Origin of the sequence: Gemella cuniculi DSM 15828 (genome assembly GCF_000425665.1) — a bacterium.
GTDB lineage: Bacteria > Bacillota > Bacilli > Staphylococcales > Gemellaceae > Gemella > Gemella cuniculi.
The window spans coordinates 262,388-282,361 of the sequence record NZ_KE384432.1; the positions used below are offsets into that span (position 1 = coordinate 262,388).

The following is a 19,974-nucleotide window of genomic DNA, read 5'->3' on the forward strand; positions in this document are numbered from 1 at the left end:
TTTATATATTATATCTTAGCTAAGTTTCCCTTTTAGTTTCATATTTTTTACAATTTTTTCTATTGAATTAACATACGCAGCTTTTCTCATCGGAATAGAAAATCTATTCTTCACTTCCCAAATATCATTAAATGCTTTTGTCATAACGACATCTTGTTTTTCAACTACTTCATCTTCAGACCAGTAATATCCTTGAAGATTTTGTACCCATTCAAAATAAGATACAGTTACACCACCACTATTTGCTAGTATATCAGGAATTACGACAATTCCTCTTTCTTCCAATGCCTTATCTCCCGCTAATGTAGCTGGTCCATTTGCACCTTCTGAAATAATTTTCGCTTTAATCAGTTTAGCTTCTCTTTCGTCAATAGCATTTTCCAAAGCACATGGACAAAGTACATCAACATCTAACGCCCAAAACTCATCTAGTGTTAAACGTTTTGTTTTTGGTAATGTGTGGAAACGAACTTTATTATCTTTACAATCTTGAAGTTCTTTATACGTTAATCCTTCTTCACGATAAACTGCATATTGTTCGCCACTATCATCACGTTCTGTCACCGCAACAACCGTTGCTCCATATTTAATGATAGTATCTACTGTGTAACTACCCACATTACCAAATCCTTGAACAGCAACTTTTGCTCTTTCGGCTGATTTCCCTAATTTTTCTAATGCTAATTTTGCTGCTAAAGCCACACCATGTCCTGTTGCTTGTGTTCTTCCTAAAGAACCACCTAATTCTAATGGCTTACCTGTCAAAGTACCTATAGCTTGTTCACCAGTTAAGATATTAAATTCATCAATCATCCACGACATTATTTGACCATTAGTATTTACATCTGGTGCAGGAACATCTTGTTTTTCTCCAAGATATTTATATAATCCACGAATATATCCACGAGATAATCTTTCTAATTCTCCTTGTGATAAATCTTTAGGATCTACTATAATTCCACCTTTACCTCCACCATAAGGTAAATTTGCAACTGCACACTTGAAAGTCATCCATATTGACAATGCTTTAACCTCATCACCTGTTACTAACGGATGAAATCTAAGACCACCTTTAGTTGGTCCTATTGCATCATTATGTTGTGAACGGAATCCTTTAAAATATTTTACCTCTCCATTATCCATCTTCACTGGAATAGAAATTTCTATAAAACGTTGAGGATCTTTTAAAGATTCATACACTTCTTCTTTATAACCTAATATATCACAAGCATTTTTTATTTGCTCTCTTGCATTAATTAATGGATTATTATTCATTCTAATTCTCCTTAAATTTTTAAATTTACATTAAAAAATGTATTGTATCTCCTTATATTATAACAAATTATTTAAGGGATTGTAAATGTATTTGTACACTTTTATTGAATATTTTTATATTTTATTCTACTATTACTTTTATTAAACTACTTATAATTTTATAAATTCTAGTATCAAAAACTATCCGTTTAGTCTTTTACTTAGCATCATACCAACTTTTACCGTTACTCGAATCTGCTTTTAATTTTACTGATAAATCAGCAGACTCTTCCATTATTTTCACTACTTCTTTCGTGAAATCTTCTAAAATCTCCTTATTAATATCAAAAATGAGTTCGTCATGAACTTGAAGTAATAATTTTGCGTCAAGGTTATTTTTATTAATATAGTCAAAAACATTAATCATTGCTATTTTGATTATATCAGCAGCAGTTCCCTGAATCGGCGTATTCATGGCAATTCTTGAATTAAGATTTACTATCATTTTATTTTTTGAGTTTATTTCTGGAAGATTTCTTCTTCTATTGTATAGTGTTTCTACATAACCATTTTTCTTAGCATATTCTACTATATCTTCCATATATTTTTTTACACCTGGAAACGTTTCTAAATATTTTTCAATAAATTCTTTTGCTCTTTTTCTAGTTATTCCTAAATTATTTGATAGTCCAAAATCAGAAATTCCATATACTATTCCGAAATTCACAGCCTTAGCTTCTCTTCTCATTGAAGGTGTTACTTCTTCTAAACTAATACCATTTACATCACTTGCTGTTTTTGTATGAATATCCACATCATGTTTAAAAGCATTAATCATTCCTACATCATCGGCAATATGTGCAAGGACTCTAAGTTCAATTTGCGAGTAATCTATTGATAATATTACTCTATCTTCACCACCTGGAATAAATGCTTTTCTTATTTTCTTTCCCTCTTCAATTCTTGTTGGAATATTTTGTAGATTTGGATTTACTGAGGATAGTCTTCCCGTTTGTGTTAACGTTTGTTCATAGCGAGTGTGTATTTTTCCTTCCCTCGTTATATCCTTAATAAGCCCTTTTGCGTAAGTAGAATTTAATTTCGTTAAAACTCTATATTCCATAATTAATGGAACTATATCATGACTACTTTGCAATTGCTCCAATATTTCTACAGAAGTGGAATAGCCTGTCTTCGTTTTTTTTATAACTGGTAATCCCAAATCTTCAAATAAAATTACTCCTAATTGTTTTGGAGAAGCAATATTGAATTCGGAACCTGCTAATGTGTAGATACTTTGCTCCAAAATTTTTATGCGCTCATCTAACTCGCAACTCATGTTTTCTAATTCATTTTTACTAACACAAATCCCCTCATATTCCATATTTGCAAGAACTTTTGCCACTCTAATCTCTATATTTTCATATAGGGAAATCATATTTTCTTCTTTCAACTTTTCTAGTAAAACATCTTTTAATTCAAAAATATACTTTGCGATTTGTGCTAAGTAAATATTTAACACATCTTCTGTTGGAAGACTACGCTTCACACCTTTTCCATAAATTTCTTCATTACTGCTAAGTATTTTTCCTAAGTAATTAAAAACTATTTTATCAATTTCTGTTTTTGAAGTAACATCAACCAAATAAGAAGCAATTTTAACATCAAAAATATTCCCATTAATATCAAGATTATATTTTTTCGCTATAAACAATATTTTTTTAAAATCATATACGATCTTATCTTTCTCACTTAATAAATAATTTCTTACATCTAAATTTGCAAAAAAGATATCTTCGGAAAAAATATAGATATCTGAATTGTTATAAATTACAACTCCTACCACATCTGAATTATGATAATCTTCTGTGTAACATTCTATATGTAGTGCTGCACTATTAAAATCTATTTTTGTATCTTCAGTCGCTAGAATTATATTTAATTTTTCTTCTTTATTTTTTTCTGAATTTTGTTCATTACCCTCTTGTGATAATTTTTTCAAAAATGAAACAAATTCTAGTTTTTCAAATAATTCTACTTTTCTATTTCTATTTTCTTTAAAAGTTAAATCTTCTAATTTATTATTAAGTGGCACATCTGTAAAAATAGTTGCTAATTTTTTGCTTAATAGAGCATCCTCTTTTCCTAACGTTAATCTTTCTTTCAGTTTTTTTCCACTTATATTATCAATATTTTCTAATACATTTTCCACACTTTCATATTCTGATAAAAGTTTTATAGCTGTCTTTTCCCCTATCCCCTCTATTCCTGGAATATTATCAGATTTATCTCCCATTAAACCTTTCATATCAATTATTTGTTTTGGTACTAAATTATATTTTTCTTTAATAAACTCTGGTGTATAGTAATCTATTTCTGTTACACCACGCTTAGTATAATAAATTGTTATTCTTTCACTTGCTAGTTGCGTTAAGTCTTTGTCACCTGAAACAATTATTACCTCAAGTCCCGCTTCTTCTGCTAATTTAGCATAGCTTCCTATAATATCATCAGCCTCATAATCAAAATGTTCTTCATACTTAATTCCATATGACTCTATCAATTCTCTAATATATCCAAATTGTTCTACTAGTTCATCTGGGGTTTTATCACGTGTCCCTTTATATGCCTCATAAGTTTTATGTCGGAAAGTTTCTTTCCCCTTATCAAAAGCAACTAAAGCATACTTTGGTTTTGTATCTTCCAAAATTCTCTCAAGCATCAAAGTAAATCCATATACACTATTTGTATACAAACCTTTTTTATTCTTTAGAGCTGGCATAGCATAAAAAGCTCGGTAACTCAAACTATTACCATCTACCAAAATTATCTTATCCATGTTATTCTCCTAATTATCCCGCAATAACTTTACAAACGAAATTATTACATCTAAATTTTTTCCTATATTGCCAATATATTTTTCATTATGATACATTCTACAATAAATCATAAATTGTTTCTATTTTTTTCTTCCAAGAATGTCGTTCCACTTCTTCCATTAGTTCGTGAGGAATTTCTCGTTCCTTTTTAGTTCTGTTTATCATAAGTTCCAATGCTTCTACTATTCTATTAATAAAAGCTGGTTTTTCCTCTTCAACAGCTTTATCAGTATCATAAATTGTTGGCATGGCGATATATTCTATAATATCTGAATTATTTATTCTATCACCCAAAAATTCTATCAAACCATCTATTTCTGTAGCAACAACTCTCAATCCGCTTCCTAATGCTTCAACAGCAATAAGCCCTAAACCTTCAAAATATGACGGCAAGATAAAAATATCTTTTTGCCTCATAATCTCGCCTAAATGTTTTTGATCAAGTGCATTATAGATTTTAATATTTTTAGAATCTCCTATTAAGCCAAAAATTCGTTCCCTATCTTCGTCTTTTATAGCTCCTATTAAATCTAATTCAATGTCATTTCTTAAAATTTCCAATTTTCTAAATGCTTTTATTAGTTCAAAAAAACCTTTTGATTCATCAAATTTTCCAGCATATAAAATCTCAATTTTTTCTTTCCTTGTATATTTCTCTAATGGATAAAAGACTTTTTCATTATATCCTGCACCTATATTTATTATGTGCTCTTTAGGATAATCAAAAATTTCTACTATTTCGTCAATTTGTCCACTACTTAAGGCTAATATTTTATCTAATTTTTTTAAATTTAAAACATACTTATTTTTTATATCAGGATTTTTCTCTGCCTGTCTAATATCCGTATTATGACAAATTGCGATAATTTTTTTATCTTCAAAAATTTCACAAACGATTGAACTCAATATCCACAAGTGGTGCGTAATGACAACATCTGGATTAAATTCTCTTTTGGCTTTTAATAATTTTTCTCTAAATGCTCTTTGCCAAGAATTCATCATATCTTCTGTCATTTCTTTATATAAAGTATTATTGTAAGGCATAACATCGCTCATTCCCACAATAGGAAATTCTATATCATGACCTTCAAACTCTACTTCATACACTGTATCTACAATATTAAAATTATAATCAGGTGTTGTTCCATAAATAGCAGCCTGCTCTAATTCATAATTTTTCAAACCGTCTATAACATTGGTAAAATATACTCCACTTCCCGTTTTCACTGGTAATTGTGCTAAAACATGTAAAACTCTCATAAATGGTATCCTCATTTTATTTTTTCTTTTATCTAAATATTATAACATAGAAAAGAATAATTAAATATGATAAAGGTATTATTTATCTCTTTAGTAACCTCAGTTAAATAAGAAATAAGAAAATCCACCACTCTAAATTGTATATTTAGTAACAAAAAAAGAGTTGCTCACAAAGCGAACAGCTCCTTTTATATTCTTGTTAATTTCTTCAGATAATACTTTTAACGATAACCTTATCGTTTTCTATTCTATGCTCAACCACAATCAGAAGCAGGTTGATCTTTTGGATTTTCTTCATAATCTTTTGGATTATAAAAAGTATTTCGATATTTTTTTGCATTAAATGGTTCTATTAAATTTATAACAGTGTATCCAGCAAGTCCTAATTTTTCACAAACTTCTTTACTATCTTCTGGATTAGTATTGTAAACAAAAACTTCTAAGTCTTTATCTAGTTTTTCTAAAATTAAATCTATCTCATTATCATTTACCTTAATTTCTTTGTCAGATAATATTTCCTCTCCTAAATTTAATAGTTGATAATTTGAACTTTTAGAAATTCGATATCTTAATTCAGACATCAGTACATTTGTATAAATTGCTTTTCCATAATCGTATTGTTTTATACCATCCCCAATATGAAGTTTTGTAAAGCCACGTTCTCTTAACAATTTTTCTGTATTACGTGATGTTACATCAACAACACAATATAAAATTATATCTTTATCTTTATAATCATCCAGCACATCGCTATTATCTTTAAACAGTTTTATTGGTAAATTAATAGCATTTATTGCGTGTCCTCTAGCATATTCTTTTCTCCAACGGACATCCACTACCAATGCCTCATCGTATGTTTTTTTCTCTACTTCACTTCCTTGAATTCTCCCAGGCTTACCTTTTTTCAACTTTAACCAAAAGGCATATAGTCCTACTACAATAACAAGTAAAATTGCTACCACAATTAATAATATATTCATTTATATACTCCTTTCTACTTACCTATATTCTATCACACTTTCATGTTTTTTGTAATGTATAAATCTAATTAAAAATTTTTTTGATTTTTTTTTAAAATAGGAGTAGAATATTATTATGATTATCTACAATAATTTTCATTATAAGAAAAAAATTTCTCATTGAACAAATAAAATTTATAATAAATTATCCCTGTTTTTTATATTAAAATTATTGTTATGAAGGGAGTAGGTCATGAAGATTAATAAAATAAGCAATATAGAAAACAAAAATTTAAAAATTGAATCTTCCTTACTTATTGATGGAGTTCTCGTTGGTATTTTAGCAGGAATTGTTGGTGCAATTTACCGATTGCTTATAGGTTATAGTGAAAAGATAGTTCATTTTGTTGTTGAATTTGTAAAGAATGGTTTTTTTCTAAAAGTTGGACTACTTTTTGTGTTGATAATACTTGGTTTAGTTTCAGGATTCCTTTTAAAACAAGAACCTATGGCAAGTGGCAGTGGTATTCCTCAAGTCTCTGCAGAAATAACAGGAAGATTAAACTCAAATCCATTGCGTGTTTTAATTTATAAAATTACCGGAGGTCTTACTGCCAGTTTAGGGGGATTATCACTTGGTCGTGAAGGACCATCTATTCAGCTTGGTGCTATGAGTGGAAAGCTTATTTCAAGAGTTCTTAAAAAAAATAGTGTTAATGAAAAATATTTAATAACTTGTGGTGCTAGTGCCGGTCTTTCTATTGCATTTGGGGCGCCACTTGCTGGTGTATTATTTTCTATAGAAGAAGTCCATAAACATGTCACCAAAAAAATTATTATTTGTTGTTTCAGTGCTGCTGTTGTTGCCAATATTATTGGTCAATATATATTTGGACTTTCAGCGGTATTTACATTTCCAGAAATTGGTTTTGTCGAAGTAACAATCTATCCATGGATTGCCTTACTTGGTATTCTTCTCGGTTTATTTGGGACATTTTACAACATAGTAATAAAAATACTATTTAAAATATATGAAAAATTAAATTTAAATATTGTTTTTCGACCACAAGTTGCATTTATTATTTCTTTTGTACTTTTTATTTTCTATCCAATAGTACTAGGAAGTGGTCACAGTTTGGTAGAAATTTTACTTGAGCATAAGTTCAGTATTTCGTTTTTATTAATTTTATACTTTATCAAGACTTTATTCTCATTAATTTCTTTCACATCTGGAGTAGCTGGTGGAATATTCCTTCCTATTCTGATTCAAGGAGCAGTACTTGGAACATTATTTAGCAACTTTTTTGATAATAAATATACAGCGTTATTTATAATTCTCGCTATGTCAGGATATCTAACAGCAATAGTTCGAAGTCCAATCACCTCTATTATTCTACTCTTTGAAATGACACAAAAGTTAAATTACTTTTTGCCTATCGCACTTTGTTGCTTATTTGCGTACTTTACTGCTAATATTCTTGGAACAAAACCAGTCTATGAATATTTACTAGAACGAATACTTATATCTAATCATCTTGAAGATAATGAACTTGAGATGGAAGTTGAGTTAGTAACTACAATTTCCAATGATAGCTTTTTAATTGGTAAAAATATTAGTGAGATTCCCTGGACTAAAAACACCCTTATTTCTAATATTGAACGCTCAGGTAAAGAAATAGTCCCAAAAGGAAATACTGTGCTATTATCTAATGATAAACTCACCATTATTATGCCAAAAAATATCGTAAATGAATTTCTAGAAAAATTTAAAGAATAAACAAATTTAATCTAAAAAATAATTACATTTATCAATGTATAATTTATACTTAATTTAAAAAACATAAATTAAATTTATGTTTTTTTTTTTATTTTTAATGTTATAATAACTATATATATTTCTTTAGGAGACTTTATAATGAAAAAATTTTTAACTTTATGTTCTATTACATTAATTTCATTTTTTATTACTGGTTGTTCCGCACATGATACTAGTGGTTTTTATTACAATACTTTCACTAAAAATATGGATTTACTTTTATCATTTATCAATAAAAATGTAATGAATTGGGGAATTTCGATTATAATTATTACATTGCTTGTTAAAGGGATTATTTTACCATTTATGCTACGTTCATACAAAAATCAACGAACTTCTGCAATAAATATGGAAAAGGCAAAACCAGAACTAACCGAGATTCAAAATAAATTAAAAAAATTAAAAGAAGATGAAAAAAAGGCCATTAACAATGATGCAAAACTACAATTAAGATTAAAACAAGCTGATTTACAAAAAGAAATTTTTGGTATTTACAAAAAGTATGATTGTAAACCTGTTTCATTTGGTAATATTATCCCTATAATTATACAAGCTCCATTTGTTACTGCACTGTATTTTACATTACAAAATCCCATATATTCTAAGGAAATTTTAAATTCAAAATTTCTTTCTATATCACTAGGAGAAAAATCTTTTATAATTTTAATCCTTGTATTTATTATATACATGTTTGTCGGAAAAATTTCTAGAAATATGACGCAAAACTCTAGTATGAATTTAGATACTCCAGAAGCTCAAAGTATGGCGAACATTTCCAAAAATACAGTGTGGATAACTCCTATCATGTTGACATTTATGACTTATACGAGTGTAGCAGCTATTGGAATATATTTTGTAGTAAGTGGTCTATTAGTTGTATTCCAAACTCTTTTGGGGAAAAAATTATATCCACCATATATTCCAAAAGCTGTTTCTGTTAAACCTAATAATAAAAAAGTAAAATTAGTAAAAAGATAGTAGTCATTTACAAATTGTTATCTAATTATAAAATATTAAAAACCTTGAAGATTAAAAAATATCTCAAGGTTTTTTATTTTTAGTTCTTCTATTTCAATTATTATTTGTATAATTACCAAACTTATTATTTAAATATATTGTTATTTATTACAATATTCCAAAATGTTTTAATGCATTAGTTATCCCATCATTATCAACACTTGTTGTAATGTAATCTGCAACCTCTTTTACATCTTCACGTGCATTTCCCATCGCAATACCAATACCAGCATGTTTCAACATATCTATATCATTACCACCATCACCAAAAGCCAGAGTTTCCTCTAATTTTATGCCAAAATGTTTTATAACTGCATCTATACCAAAATTTTTGCCCCCATCTTTCGGAATGACATCGGTGAAATGCGTTGTCCAACGTGCTGTTTTTGAATTTGGCATATATACTAAAAAGTCTTTTTCCTCTTCTTCTGGAACAAAAACATTAAGCTGATATATTTTATTTTCTAAAGATTTTTTATAATAATCTTTATCAACTACAAATCGCTGACTATCTCCTAATTCATCTTCTAACCATTTTACCCTATTATTTTTCATATTCATAAATGCTTCATCCAGTAGAGTAAAATCACAGGCTATGTTATTTTTTTTAATATACGGAAGTACATTTTTTATATCTTCTTTTGACAAAATATTATCATGAAGTATTTCCCCAGTATTCAAAAAACAATGTTGCCCATTTATTGTAATGTACCCATCAAATTTAAAATCTAACAAATCATCTAAAAATCTTATGTGAAAAGGTGCTCGACCCGTAGCCACAAAAATTTTTATTCCTTTTTCTTTTAATTTCTTCAAAGTATTCTTAGTATTTTCTGGAATAGTTTTTGTATTAAAACTTCTTATTGTTCCATCTATATCAAAAAATATTGCTTTAACCTTAGTCATCTTTTTTCTCTACTTTCTATAATTATTTAAATCTACGACACTGCTCCTAGTTTTCAACTCATAACCTATTAAAATCTTCATATCAGTTTCTTCTTTTTTTATGACATCAAGAAGCATATTCACTGTTTTTTTCGCAGCATCTTCTAAATCAAATTTTATTGTTGTAAGTGGAGATTTTAAAAGTGCAGAAGAAGCGTAATCTCCGAAAGCTGCAACCGAATAATCACTACCCACACTAAAACCATTTTTTTCTAATGCCTTTATTGCTCCATATGCTAAATTGTCAGTAGCACAAATTAAACAGGTATCTTCTTTTAATTTTTCTATATTTTCATTAACCAATCTGTAACCATCTTCCATTCCAAAATTGGTTAACATTATATTTTTAGGAGTAAGATCATATTTTTCTAATGTGTGTATTACCCCAAGTTTTCTATAATAACCTACGGCAACATCTTCTTCACCTACTCCAAGATATGCAATTTTTTTATGCCCATTAGCCAAAACAAAATTTGTCAGATCTCTTGCAGCGTTAAAATCATTATACTCAACACTGTACGTATATTCCCCTTCTTGTCCCAAAAGAACAACAGGCACATCTATAGATTTTATTGTACTTTCATAACTTTTACTCATCGTTGTCGGCAGCAAAATAATTCCATCAACATTCATTCGTGCTAATTTTTTAAGATATTCAAGTTGTTTTTCTTCTTCAAAATTTGCATTCATAATCAGAGTTTCATATTTATTTTCCTTTAAATTTCTATCAATATACTTAAGTGTATTTGCACTTACATACGAATGTAGACAAGGTACTATTACTCCAATAATTTTACTATCATTACTTTTTAATGCTTTTGCAAATGTATTAGGCGTATAATTATATTTATCAACAATTTCTTTTATTCTTTCTTTAGTTTCTTTTTTTAAATTTCCACCATTAAAATATCTTGAAACAGTAGTAGTCCCTACTCCAGCCATTTTTGCTATATCTACTATTGTTAATTTTTTCATAAGATACCTCCTTAAAAAGCTACTTTTAATTATAAACCATCAAGCAAAATAAATAAAGAAAAATTAAAGATGACTTTCTTTTTATTTTCACACAATCCTCTCCATATAATTGTATTATTTATTTTATAGTATTTCTTAGTACAATACTGTAAAATATCTAAAAAATAACTTTTCAAAGTTGTTTGAGTTTTAAAAAAATAATAATACAATATAAGCATTTTCCTTGAAAACCTTTTTTGAAAATGTTATATTTTTTTTGGAGGTAATTATGATAGTCCAATTAAAAAATGTTTCAAAACAATACAAAAATGCTAATTTTAAAATAGAAAATATATCTTTTTCTGTAAAAAAAGGAGAAGTTATTGGAATCATTGGAAGAAATGGAACAGGAAAAAGTACAATTCTCAAAATGATTAATGGAATAACTAGTTATGACAGTGGAGATATACTTTATAAAAATAAGTCTTTAAAATCTATGAGTACAGGAGAACTTAGAAGTACTAGAAAAAATCTAGCTTATATCTTTCAAAACTCTAACCTTCTTGATAATAAAAGTGTTTACTATCATCTAAGTTTAGTATACAAACTTAATAAAATCGCAATAAATAATAATAAAATTAACAATATTCTAGAATTTATGAATATTTCCAGGTTAAGAAATAATCCTTGTGGCAGTTTAAGTGGTGGCGAACAGCAAAAAGTTGCAATAGCTATGGCTCTCTTGCAAGAACCTGAATTACTTCTTTGTGATGAAATAAGTTCTGCTCTTGATACTAACAGCGAAAAAGAAATTTTTTCATTGTTGGACAAACTTCGAGAAACTACAGATATTTCTATTCTTATGATTTCACATAGTTTATCACTTTTAAAAAATTTCTGTGATAAAGTTATTGTTATTGATAACTCTACTATAAAAGATGTCATTATTCCTAAAAAAAATAATGGTAAAGATTATAATGAAGATTACTACAATCATGTAAAGGAGTTTTTGTTAAATGATTGATTTATTAAAAGCAAATTCAGAAGGTATTATCAAAGCATTTTGGGAAACTAATTTTATGATGGCAATATCAATGATTGTTTGTCTAGTTTTTTCACTACCTCTTGGGATTTTATTATTTTCACTAAAAAAAGATTATTTATTAAAAAATAAATTTATTTATCAACTATTTAGCATTATGCTTAATGCATTACGCAGTGTTCCATTTTTAATATTTATTTTTATTTTAATCCCAATAAGTAGATTTTTATTTAAAACTTCATTTGGAAACCTAGCTGCTACTTTACCACTAGCTCTTGTTTCTATTAGCATTTACTCTCGTTTTGTTGAACAAGCTCTACTTAATGTCCCAAAAAAAATCATTGATAGAGCAATAAGTATGGGAGCTACAAAATTACAAATAATAAGATATTTCTTGCTTCCATCTATAAAAACTGATTTAATCTTATCATTTACATCCGTTACTATAAGTTTACTTTCATATTCTACAGTTATGGGAGTAATTGGAGCTGGTGGCCTAGGAGAATTTGCTTTTAGATATGGCTACCAAGAATATAATTATAATCTAATGTATTTAGTTGTTATTATATTTATTATCTATGTTTTCATTATTCAATCAATAGGTTATGGATTAGCAAAAAACTATATAAATAAAAAGGAGAAATAACGATGAAAAAATTTTTTTCAATTTGTGCATGTTTATTAACTCTTGCACTTATACTAACTGCTTGTTCAAGCAAAACTAATTCTAATAATACAGAAAAAAAAGAAAATGTGACTATTAAAGTTGCATCACATACCACACCAATGACAGATATGCTAGAAATGATTAAAGATGATCTTAAAAATGAAGGCTATAATCTTGAAATTGTAAAAGTATCGGATAACGTTCAAGCAAATGTCGCACTGAATAATAAAGAAGTTGATGCAAACTTTTTCCAACATAAACCATTTATGGAACAATTCAATCAAAAAAATAATGCAAATCTTGTGACAGTTCAACCAATCTATAACGCAACAGTTGCATTTTACTCAAAAAATATCAAAGATATTAAAGACTTGAAAGATGGCGCTGATGTAGCTATCCCATCTGATCCAACTAACATGGCACGTTCACTTCGTTTATTGCATAATGGAAAAGTTATTACTCTTAATGATCCTAACAGCTATACAGTTACAACTAAAGATATTAAAGAGAATCCAAAAAATCTTAAGTTTACAGAAGTTAGCTTGCTTAACCTAAACGAAGCGTATAACGAAAAAGATTTAGTATTCAACTATCCTACATATATCGCTAAGCTTAACCTAACTCCCGGCAAAGATGGACTGCTAGTTGAAGACCAAAAAGACTCAACATTTGCAGTATCTTTAGTAGCTAGAGAAGATAACAAAGACTCTGATACAATAAAAGCCATAAAAAAAGCATTAGCTAGTGAAAAAATTAAAAACTTTATTAACGAGAAATTGAAAGGACATGCAACACCTGCATTCTAACGTTAATTTTTAAAATAAATTTAATCCATAATTTTTAAATGCTATTTAGTAGAAAAAATTCTACTAAATAGCATTTAATTATACATTAAAATTTATCAAAAAAACTATTTATAATTTCTCTTTTATTTTAATCTTTCTTCTAGTTCTTTTCTTAAATCTTCAAAACCAGGTTTTCCTAATAATGCAAACATATTTTTCTTATATGCTTCTACACCAGGTTGATCAAATGGATTCAATCCTTGCATGTACCCAGAAATTGCTACTGCTTTTTCAAAGAAATAAACTAAATATCCAAATGTAAATTCGCTCATATCAGGTAGTTCAACTACAAAATTAGGCACTCCTCCATCTGTATGAGCAAGAAGTGTTCCTTCAAATGCTTTTGTATTAACAAAGTCCATGGTTTTTCCTGCTAGATAATTAAGTCCATCAAGATTATTATCAGCTTCTCTTAGCTCAATATCTTCATTAGGAGTTTTTACTTTAAGTATAGTTTCCAATAAAATTCTTCTTCCTTCTTGAACATATTGTCCCATAGAATGTAAATCTGTTGAAAAACAAACACTTGATGGATACAATGCTTTACCATCTTTTCCTTCAGATTCACCATAAAGTTGTTTCCACCATTCATTAAAATATACCATTGAAGGTTCATAAGAAACTAGTATTTCAATTAGTTTTCCTTTTTGTTGAAGAATATTTCTCATTACTGCATATTGATAGGCAATATTTTCTGACAAATTACTAGTGGCTAATTCATCTTGTGCTAATTTTGCCCCTGCCATCATTTTATCAATATCAATACCACTAACAGCTATTGGTAGCAATCCTACCGCTGTTAATACTGTAAAACGCCCACCAACATCATCAGGCACCACAAAAGTTTCATACCCTTCATCATCCGCTAATGATTTTAATGCACCACGTTGTTTGTCAGTAGTAGCAAAAATTCTTTCTTTTGCTCCTTCTTTCCCATATTTTTCTTCTAATAAATCTTTAAAAATACGAAATGCAATAGCTGGTTCTGTAGTTGTTCCAGATTTAGAAATTACATTAACAGAAAAATCTTTTCCTGTATTCTTAATATAATTTATTAACTCTTGTGTATAAGTTGAAGAAATAGTATGTCCTACAAAAAATACTTGTGGAGTTTTTCTATCTTTTTCGTAAAAGTTATAAAAACTATCATTTAGCATTTCTATAGCTGCACGAGCACCTAAATATGAACCACCAATTCCAATTACTACTAGTATGTCAGAATTATTTTGGATCTTTTTACTAGCTTCTTTAATTCTAGCAAATTCTTGTTTATCATAATTTGTTGGAAGATCCAACCAACCTAAAAAATCATTCCCTATTCCTGTTTTATTATGTAATGCTTCATGAGCAACTTTTACATAACCTTCCATGTTTTTCACTTCTTGTTCATTAAAAAAGTTTAACGCTTTTGAATAATCAAAATTTAAATGCATTCTTTTTCTCCTTCTATATAACTTTACTTTTTATTATAAATGATTGTTGGCTTATCGTCTATAATATAATTATAAATTAATTCAGAAACTTCTTCTGTATTATGTCTAATCACATCATTCTCTACTATACCTACATTATCATTTTCTATTATTCTTATATCTAACTTCTCTATTTCCGCTCTATCAACCACAACCATCTCTTGTTTTACTTCTTTATAGATTGATAAAACTTTTTCATCAAATTTTCTTGAATTTGCTATTACGATATCAAAAATATTAGCATTTACATGTTTGTTTATTGCTTTTATATGATCAGATACAGTATAATTATCTGTCTCCCCATGTTGAGTCATTACATTACAAACATATATTTTTTTCGCCTTACTTTCTTTTATTTTTTCTGCTACTTTTGACACTACTAAATTGGGAATTATTGAAGTATAAAGACTTCCTGGTCCCATAACTATGTAGTCGCTATTTTCAATTGCTTTTAAGACATCTTCATTGGGTTTTACCTTTGTTGGTGTTATATAAACATGATCTATTTGACCACCTGCGCTCGTTATTGATGACTCACCTCTTATAATTTCTCCAGTTTTTAAAACTGCATTAAGTGTTGCAATTTCATTTGTTGTTGGTAAAACCGTTCCTCTTACATTTAAAATTTTACTCATAACTTTTACTGCTGTGGTAAAATCCCCATGAATATCAGTCATTGCTGCAATCATCAAATTTCCTACAGGATGCCCCTTTATTTCACCAGAATCAAATCTATATTGAAACATTCTCTCTAGGTATGGTTCAGTGTCAGATAAAGCTGCTATTACATTTCTTATATCCCCTGGTGATGGGATATTCATATCACTTCGAATTTTTCCAGAACTTCCCCCATCGTCTGCTACTGTAACTATTGCTGTTATGTCTAATGGATATTTTTTCAATCCTCTTAAAAGAACCGATAGTCCTGTACCACCACCAATAGCTACGACTTTTACTCTTTCTCTCATCGGTGCTACCTTCCCTTGTTTATATCTCTATGTTCAAGATAAACCTTATATCCTAAACTAGAAATATCCTCATGTAGTTTACGTGCAAGACTTACTGAGCGATGTTTCCCACCAGTACAACCGATTGCTATTGCAACCTTATCTCGCCCTTCATATTGATATTTATCAATCATGTAACAAATTAAATTTTTAAATTTTTCATAAAATTCTATTGTAACTTCATCAGAAAATACATAATTAAATACCTCTTCATCTTGACCACTTTTTTCACGAAGTTCATTTATATAAAAAGGATTTTTTAAGAATCTTACATCAAAAATATTATCAGCATCTATAGGTATACCATACTTATATCCAAAACTAGATATATTAATATGATAACTATCTTTTTTCTCAATATTGAAATCTTCCAAAATTTTCTTTTGTAAATCTTTTACTGAAAAATTAGTGGTATCATATATATAATTTGCTATTCCTTTTACATCTTCCATTACTTCTCTTTCTCGTTTAATTCCTTCTAAAAGGCTAAACTTCATTGAAAGAGGATGGTTTTTTCTAGTTTCTTTGTAGCGATTGACTAATATCTGATCTTCACTATCTAAAAATATTATTTTGATATCAAAATATTCTCTCTGCTGAATTTTTTTTAATAATTCTTTTAAATCAACAAAAAGATGTTTACTTCTTATATCTATACTTATTGCTGTTTTATTTATATCTTTTTCTTCAATTATTCTTAAAAAATCCTCAACTAACAGTCCTGGTAAATTATCAGTACAAAAATAACCTTGACTTTCAAAAATTTCCAGTGCTGTGTTTTTTCCTGCCCCACTTATACCAGTAATTATTACTAATTTTTTTTTCATATCTTCACATCCATTGAATTGATAATTTTATAACTTTTTATACTGTTGGTCTCTAACAAAAAATCTAACATTATAACTAGTTAAAGTACAAATTTAAAATTAAATCATACAAAAATCTACACTCTATTGTACACTAAATATTGATTTTTGTGTAGTATTTTCAAAAATATCTTTAACAAAAGAAGAGTGGAATAAGAACCTAAATTTTTAATTTTCATAAAGTTCTATTCCACCCTCCTATTTTTTATTTACTGTTAATTATTATTGGAATTTTGGTTATCATTCCCATTTATAGAATTATTTCTTGAAGTATTTGAAGAATTCGAGTTTGAACTATTTCCGGAATTATTTGTAGAGTTATTATTTTGTCTACTAGAATTATTATCAAAATTATTACTTTGATTATCATCATCATTGTTATCACTGTTGCTACTTCTATTTTGTTCTCTAGTCCTTGCTGCTTCTTCTCTAGCACGTCTTTGTTGTTCCTCTATCTCACGACGTTCGCTTTCTGTTATAACTCTTACCCCACCATTTATTGAACCTACATTATTAGGAACTGAAAAACCTTTAGGCGGATACATTCGAACAATATTTTGCATATTTATTCTATATAACGCCTGAGTTTTTTGAGTATCTTGTTGCGTCATGTACTTAGTAGGTCCATCAATCGTATCAAATCCTTGCCATACCGCCATTGTATAATTGCTAGTATAACCTATTGTCCAAGAATCTTTTGAATAATTATTAATATCAAATCCATATTTTGTTGCTTCCGCTTCTCCAAATGTTGTTGTTCCTGTTTTAACAGCCATATCTGCACCAGTTATTCTTGAATTTGTCGCAGTTCCATTTACAACATTTCTTAGCATAGACGTCATTATATATGCTGTTGATTCTTTTATAACTCGCTTTCTATCATCCGTACTAAAACTTTTTACTTCGCTACCTTCATTATCATATACCTTTTTAATTGCTTTAGGTGTTGCATAGTATCCACCATTACTAAACGGTACATATGCTCCAGCCATCTGAAGTGGTGAAAAACCATCACTACTTCCTCCAATAGGTGTTGTTAATGAATCATCTGTTATATTCATTCCTACATTAGAAGCGTATTGTTTTACTTTATCAAATCCAACCTGTTGATATGTTTTTATAGCTGGAATATTATATGACCAAACAAGTGCGTTATTCATTGTAATATTACCATGATATTGTCTATCCCAGTTTTGTATTTGAGTTCCTTGAATTGGACTATCATTAATTGTCTGACTAGATCCCCAGCCTAAATATTCTACCGCAGGTCCATAAGCCAAAATTGGTTTTATTGATGATCCTGGTTGCAGTTTCGCTTGAGTTGCAATATTATATCCATTAAAAGTTTGGTTTTTCCCACCATATAAGGCAGCAATTCCACTATTTTCGTTATTTAAAACTACCATAGCTACATTACTAGCTTGCTTTATTCCAGCATAATTAGCATTAACACTATCACTTAAAGAATTTTGAATTTTAGGATCAAAGTTAGTATATATCTTTAATCCTAGATTCAGTACATCACCTTCATAGTCTTTATATTCTTTGCTATTTCTTAGTTCTGTTACTATTTGATTCATATATGATGTATGTTTTGAATCAAACTCACTAGAAAGTATTCCTCTATTATTTTTATCTCTAGAAACTATTCCACTTAAAACATCTGTTTGTTGTGCAGCATTAGCTTCTGCTTCTGTGATTTTCCCATGATATTTCATCAAGTAAAGTACAGTATCTCTACGTGCCTTTGCAGCTTCTGGATTATCATATGGATTATACGTATTTGGATGCTGAGGTATACCAGCTAATAATGCAATCTGTGGTAAAGTTAATTGATTCAAGTTTTTATTGTAATAATATTTCGCTGCTGTTTTTAGTCCATAGACACCATCTGAATAATAAATTCTATTTACATACATTGTAAAAATAGACTCTTTATCATAATTTTGTTCTAGTTTGTATGCCAAATACGCCTCTTGCACTTTACGTTTTACACTCTTATTATCATCTAAAAATGTTCTTTTTATAAGCTGTTGTGAAATCGTTGAAGCTCCTTGTGATCCAAAACCACTAGTAAGATTTGATACCACTGCTCCCACTAGACGTCTAAAATCTACAGCACCATGTTCAAAAAACCTATTGTCCTCTGTCGCCAAAATTGCATCTTGTATCTGCTGCGGAATATCAGAAGTCTCAAGATTTTCTCCAACTTGATTTCCTAATTTTGCTACTTCGTTATTATTAACATCATAGACTATAGTTCTCGAATTATTATCTAAAATTTTCGAATCGAAAGCTGGTGCCTGATAAATCCAAAATACACATAAGAAAAATAAAGAAATGATTGCAACACTTGCTGCATACAATCCATATTTCAAAATACGCATCCATATGTTCTTATTTTTCTTTTTAGGATTAGGTGCACTAATTCTATTTTTACCACTTCCTAAATCTCTATTATTAGGATTCCCAAAATTATTTCCATTTGAAGTACCCCTTGTTTGTTGCCTTGGTGGTACTTGTTTCTGATTAGGATTTATAGCTGTATTCCTATTTTTGCTACTTGGATTTTGACTATTTTTCGGTCTTTGTCCACTTCTTCTCATTATTTCTTCATTTATAGCTTTTTTACGTTGTTCATTTCCCGTGCTACTATTTCTAGATATATAGCCACCTGGCATCACACTTTTTCTTTCTTGCGAGTGCCTATCTCTTCTTGATAAACGCTCATTATTATTTTCTGCCATAATATACCCTTTCTTTAACTCAATATTTTATCAATATTTAAAATTTCTGTTTTAATTATATCATACTTAATTTTAATGTATATTAAAAAAAAAATCAATTTTCTAAATATAATATTCCATAATATTAATTATTATTTAATATTTTTGTCACTGTTATTTAATATACAAACTAAAAATAATACATCCTACCTTATAACATACACCACACCAACGAACATTTTGCACTAATCAAGATAATTCATTC

At 28.6% G+C, this 19,974-nt stretch carries 15 protein-coding genes; 5 read left to right on the forward strand and 10 right to left on the reverse strand.

The annotated features are described in order from the left end of the window. Window positions 1-15 precede the first annotated feature (15 nt). The 4 genes from H612_RS0107450 to H612_RS0107465 form a co-directional block, all read right to left on the reverse strand. Window positions 16-1,275 carry a Glu/Leu/Phe/Val family dehydrogenase gene (locus tag H612_RS0107450; protein WP_027130873.1) on the reverse strand — a complete coding sequence of 420 codons (1,260 nt, stop codon included), beginning with the start codon at window positions 1,273-1,275 and terminating at the stop codon, window positions 16-18. Between the two features lie 196 nt (window positions 1,276-1,471). Continuing rightward, window positions 1,472-4,093, reverse strand: coding sequence for a DNA polymerase I (gene polA, locus H612_RS0107455; RefSeq protein ID WP_027130874.1), 2,622 nt, complete (start codon window positions 4,091-4,093; stop codon window positions 1,472-1,474). 97 nt (window positions 4,094-4,190) lie between these two features. After that, the gene (locus H612_RS0107460) at window positions 4,191-5,393 is read right to left on the reverse strand and encodes a glycosyltransferase family 4 protein (RefSeq protein ID WP_027130875.1); all 1,203 of its coding nucleotides are present in this window, start codon (window positions 5,391-5,393) and stop codon (window positions 4,191-4,193) included. Window positions 5,394-5,647: 254 nt separating this feature from the next. Next, on the reverse strand, window positions 5,648-6,373 hold the full coding sequence (locus tag H612_RS0107465; protein ID WP_027130876.1) for a rhodanese-like domain-containing protein: 726 nt from the start codon (window positions 6,371-6,373) through the stop codon (window positions 5,648-5,650). A gap of 232 nt (window positions 6,374-6,605) precedes the next feature. On the opposite strand from H612_RS0107465, the gene H612_RS0107470 reads away from it, so the two are divergent. Both H612_RS0107470 and yidC read left to right on the forward strand, forming a co-directional pair. Continuing rightward, window positions 6,606-8,129, forward strand: a complete 1,524-nt coding sequence (locus H612_RS0107470) for a ClC family H(+)/Cl(-) exchange transporter (protein ID WP_027130877.1) — start codon at window positions 6,606-6,608, stop codon at window positions 8,127-8,129. A 138-nt stretch (window positions 8,130-8,267) separates the two neighbouring features. Further along, a complete protein-coding gene (gene yidC, locus H612_RS09330; protein WP_051210189.1) occupies window positions 8,268-9,146 on the forward strand; it encodes a membrane protein insertase YidC in 879 nt (292 codons plus the stop codon). A gap of 147 nt (window positions 9,147-9,293) precedes the next feature. On the opposite strand, the gene H612_RS0107480 is transcribed toward yidC, so the two are convergent. Both H612_RS0107480 and H612_RS0107485 read right to left on the reverse strand, forming a co-directional pair. After that, window positions 9,294-10,091, reverse strand: a complete 798-nt coding sequence (locus tag H612_RS0107480; RefSeq protein WP_027130878.1) for a Cof-type HAD-IIB family hydrolase — start codon at window positions 10,089-10,091, stop codon at window positions 9,294-9,296. Between the two features lie 9 nt (window positions 10,092-10,100). Then, window positions 10,101-11,105: a LacI family DNA-binding transcriptional regulator gene (locus tag H612_RS0107485; protein ID WP_027130879.1), complete on the reverse strand. Its 1,005-nt coding sequence runs from the start codon at window positions 11,103-11,105 to the stop codon at window positions 10,101-10,103. Between the two features lie 268 nt (window positions 11,106-11,373). Here H612_RS0107485 and H612_RS0107490 point away from each other — a divergent pair, with 268 nt between their 5' ends. From H612_RS0107490 to H612_RS0107500, 3 genes are read left to right on the forward strand one after another with little or no spacing between them, the layout of a single operon-like run. Then, window positions 11,374-12,108, forward strand: coding sequence for an ATP-binding cassette domain-containing protein (locus H612_RS0107490; RefSeq protein ID WP_027130880.1), 735 nt, complete (start codon window positions 11,374-11,376; stop codon window positions 12,106-12,108). Next, window positions 12,101-12,772: a methionine ABC transporter permease gene (locus H612_RS0107495; protein WP_027130881.1), complete on the forward strand. Its 672-nt coding sequence runs from the start codon at window positions 12,101-12,103 to the stop codon at window positions 12,770-12,772. The genes H612_RS0107490 and H612_RS0107495 overlap by 8 nt, the downstream gene beginning before the upstream one ends. Before the next feature lie 2 nt (window positions 12,773-12,774). Next, complete coding sequence (locus tag H612_RS0107500) at window positions 12,775-13,599, forward strand: MetQ/NlpA family ABC transporter substrate-binding protein (protein ID WP_027130882.1); 825 nt, start codon at window positions 12,775-12,777, stop codon at window positions 13,597-13,599. Window positions 13,600-13,721: 122 nt separating this feature from the next. Here H612_RS0107500 and H612_RS0107505 read toward each other — a convergent pair whose 3' ends face one another. The 4 genes from H612_RS0107505 to H612_RS0107520 form a co-directional block, all read right to left on the reverse strand. Then, a complete protein-coding gene (locus H612_RS0107505) occupies window positions 13,722-15,071 on the reverse strand; it encodes a glucose-6-phosphate isomerase (protein WP_027130883.1) in 1,350 nt (449 codons plus the stop codon). A 23-nt stretch (window positions 15,072-15,094) separates the two neighbouring features. Further along, window positions 15,095-16,078 carry a gluconeogenesis factor YvcK family protein gene (locus H612_RS0107510; protein WP_027130884.1) on the reverse strand — a complete coding sequence of 328 codons (984 nt, stop codon included), beginning with the start codon at window positions 16,076-16,078 and terminating at the stop codon, window positions 15,095-15,097. A gap of 5 nt (window positions 16,079-16,083) precedes the next feature. Beyond that, window positions 16,084-16,944: an RNase adapter RapZ gene (gene rapZ, locus H612_RS0107515; protein ID WP_027130885.1), complete on the reverse strand. Its 861-nt coding sequence runs from the start codon at window positions 16,942-16,944 to the stop codon at window positions 16,084-16,086. Window positions 16,945-17,198: 254 nt separating this feature from the next. Then, entirely contained in the window at window positions 17,199-19,730 is a 2,532-nt protein-coding gene (locus H612_RS0107520) for a transglycosylase domain-containing protein (RefSeq protein ID WP_027130886.1), read from the reverse strand. Window positions 19,731-19,974: the final 244 nt, after the last annotated feature.

Excerpts from the sequence above, each read along its gene's own strand:
- H612_RS0107450 (WP_027130873.1), bottom strand. The coding sequence starts at position 1,275 with ATGAATAATAATCCATTAATTAATGCAAGAGAGCAAATAAAAAATGCT.
- polA (WP_027130874.1), bottom strand. The coding sequence starts at position 4,093 with ATGGATAAGATAATTTTGGTAGATGGTAATAGTTTGAGTTACCGAGCT.
- H612_RS0107510 (WP_027130884.1), bottom strand. The coding sequence starts at position 16,078 with ATGAGAGAAAGAGTAAAAGTCGTAGCTATTGGTGGTGGTACAGGACTA.
- H612_RS0107485 (WP_027130879.1), bottom strand. The coding sequence starts at position 11,105 with ATGAAAAAATTAACAATAGTAGATATAGCAAAAATGGCTGGAGTAGGG.
- H612_RS0107480 (WP_027130878.1), bottom strand. The coding sequence starts at position 10,091 with ATGACTAAGGTTAAAGCAATATTTTTTGATATAGATGGAACAATAAGA.
- H612_RS0107470 (WP_027130877.1), top strand. The coding sequence starts at position 6,606 with ATGAAGATTAATAAAATAAGCAATATAGAAAACAAAAATTTAAAAATT.
- rapZ (WP_027130885.1), bottom strand. The coding sequence starts at position 16,944 with ATGAAAAAAAAATTAGTAATAATTACTGGTATAAGTGGGGCAGGAAAA.
- H612_RS0107495 (WP_027130881.1), top strand. The coding sequence starts at position 12,101 with ATGATTGATTTATTAAAAGCAAATTCAGAAGGTATTATCAAAGCATTT.
- H612_RS0107465 (WP_027130876.1), bottom strand. The coding sequence starts at position 6,373 with ATGAATATATTATTAATTGTGGTAGCAATTTTACTTGTTATTGTAGTA.
- H612_RS0107505 (WP_027130883.1), bottom strand. The coding sequence starts at position 15,071 with ATGCATTTAAATTTTGATTATTCAAAAGCGTTAAACTTTTTTAATGAA.
- H612_RS0107460 (WP_027130875.1), bottom strand. The coding sequence starts at position 5,393 with ATGAGAGTTTTACATGTTTTAGCACAATTACCAGTGAAAACGGGAAGT.
- yidC (WP_051210189.1), top strand. The coding sequence starts at position 8,268 with ATGAAAAAATTTTTAACTTTATGTTCTATTACATTAATTTCATTTTTT.
- H612_RS0107500 (WP_027130882.1), top strand. The coding sequence starts at position 12,775 with ATGAAAAAATTTTTTTCAATTTGTGCATGTTTATTAACTCTTGCACTT.
- H612_RS0107520 (WP_027130886.1), bottom strand. The coding sequence starts at position 19,730 with ATGGCAGAAAATAATAATGAGCGTTTATCAAGAAGAGATAGGCACTCG.
- H612_RS0107490 (WP_027130880.1), top strand. The coding sequence starts at position 11,374 with ATGATAGTCCAATTAAAAAATGTTTCAAAACAATACAAAAATGCTAAT.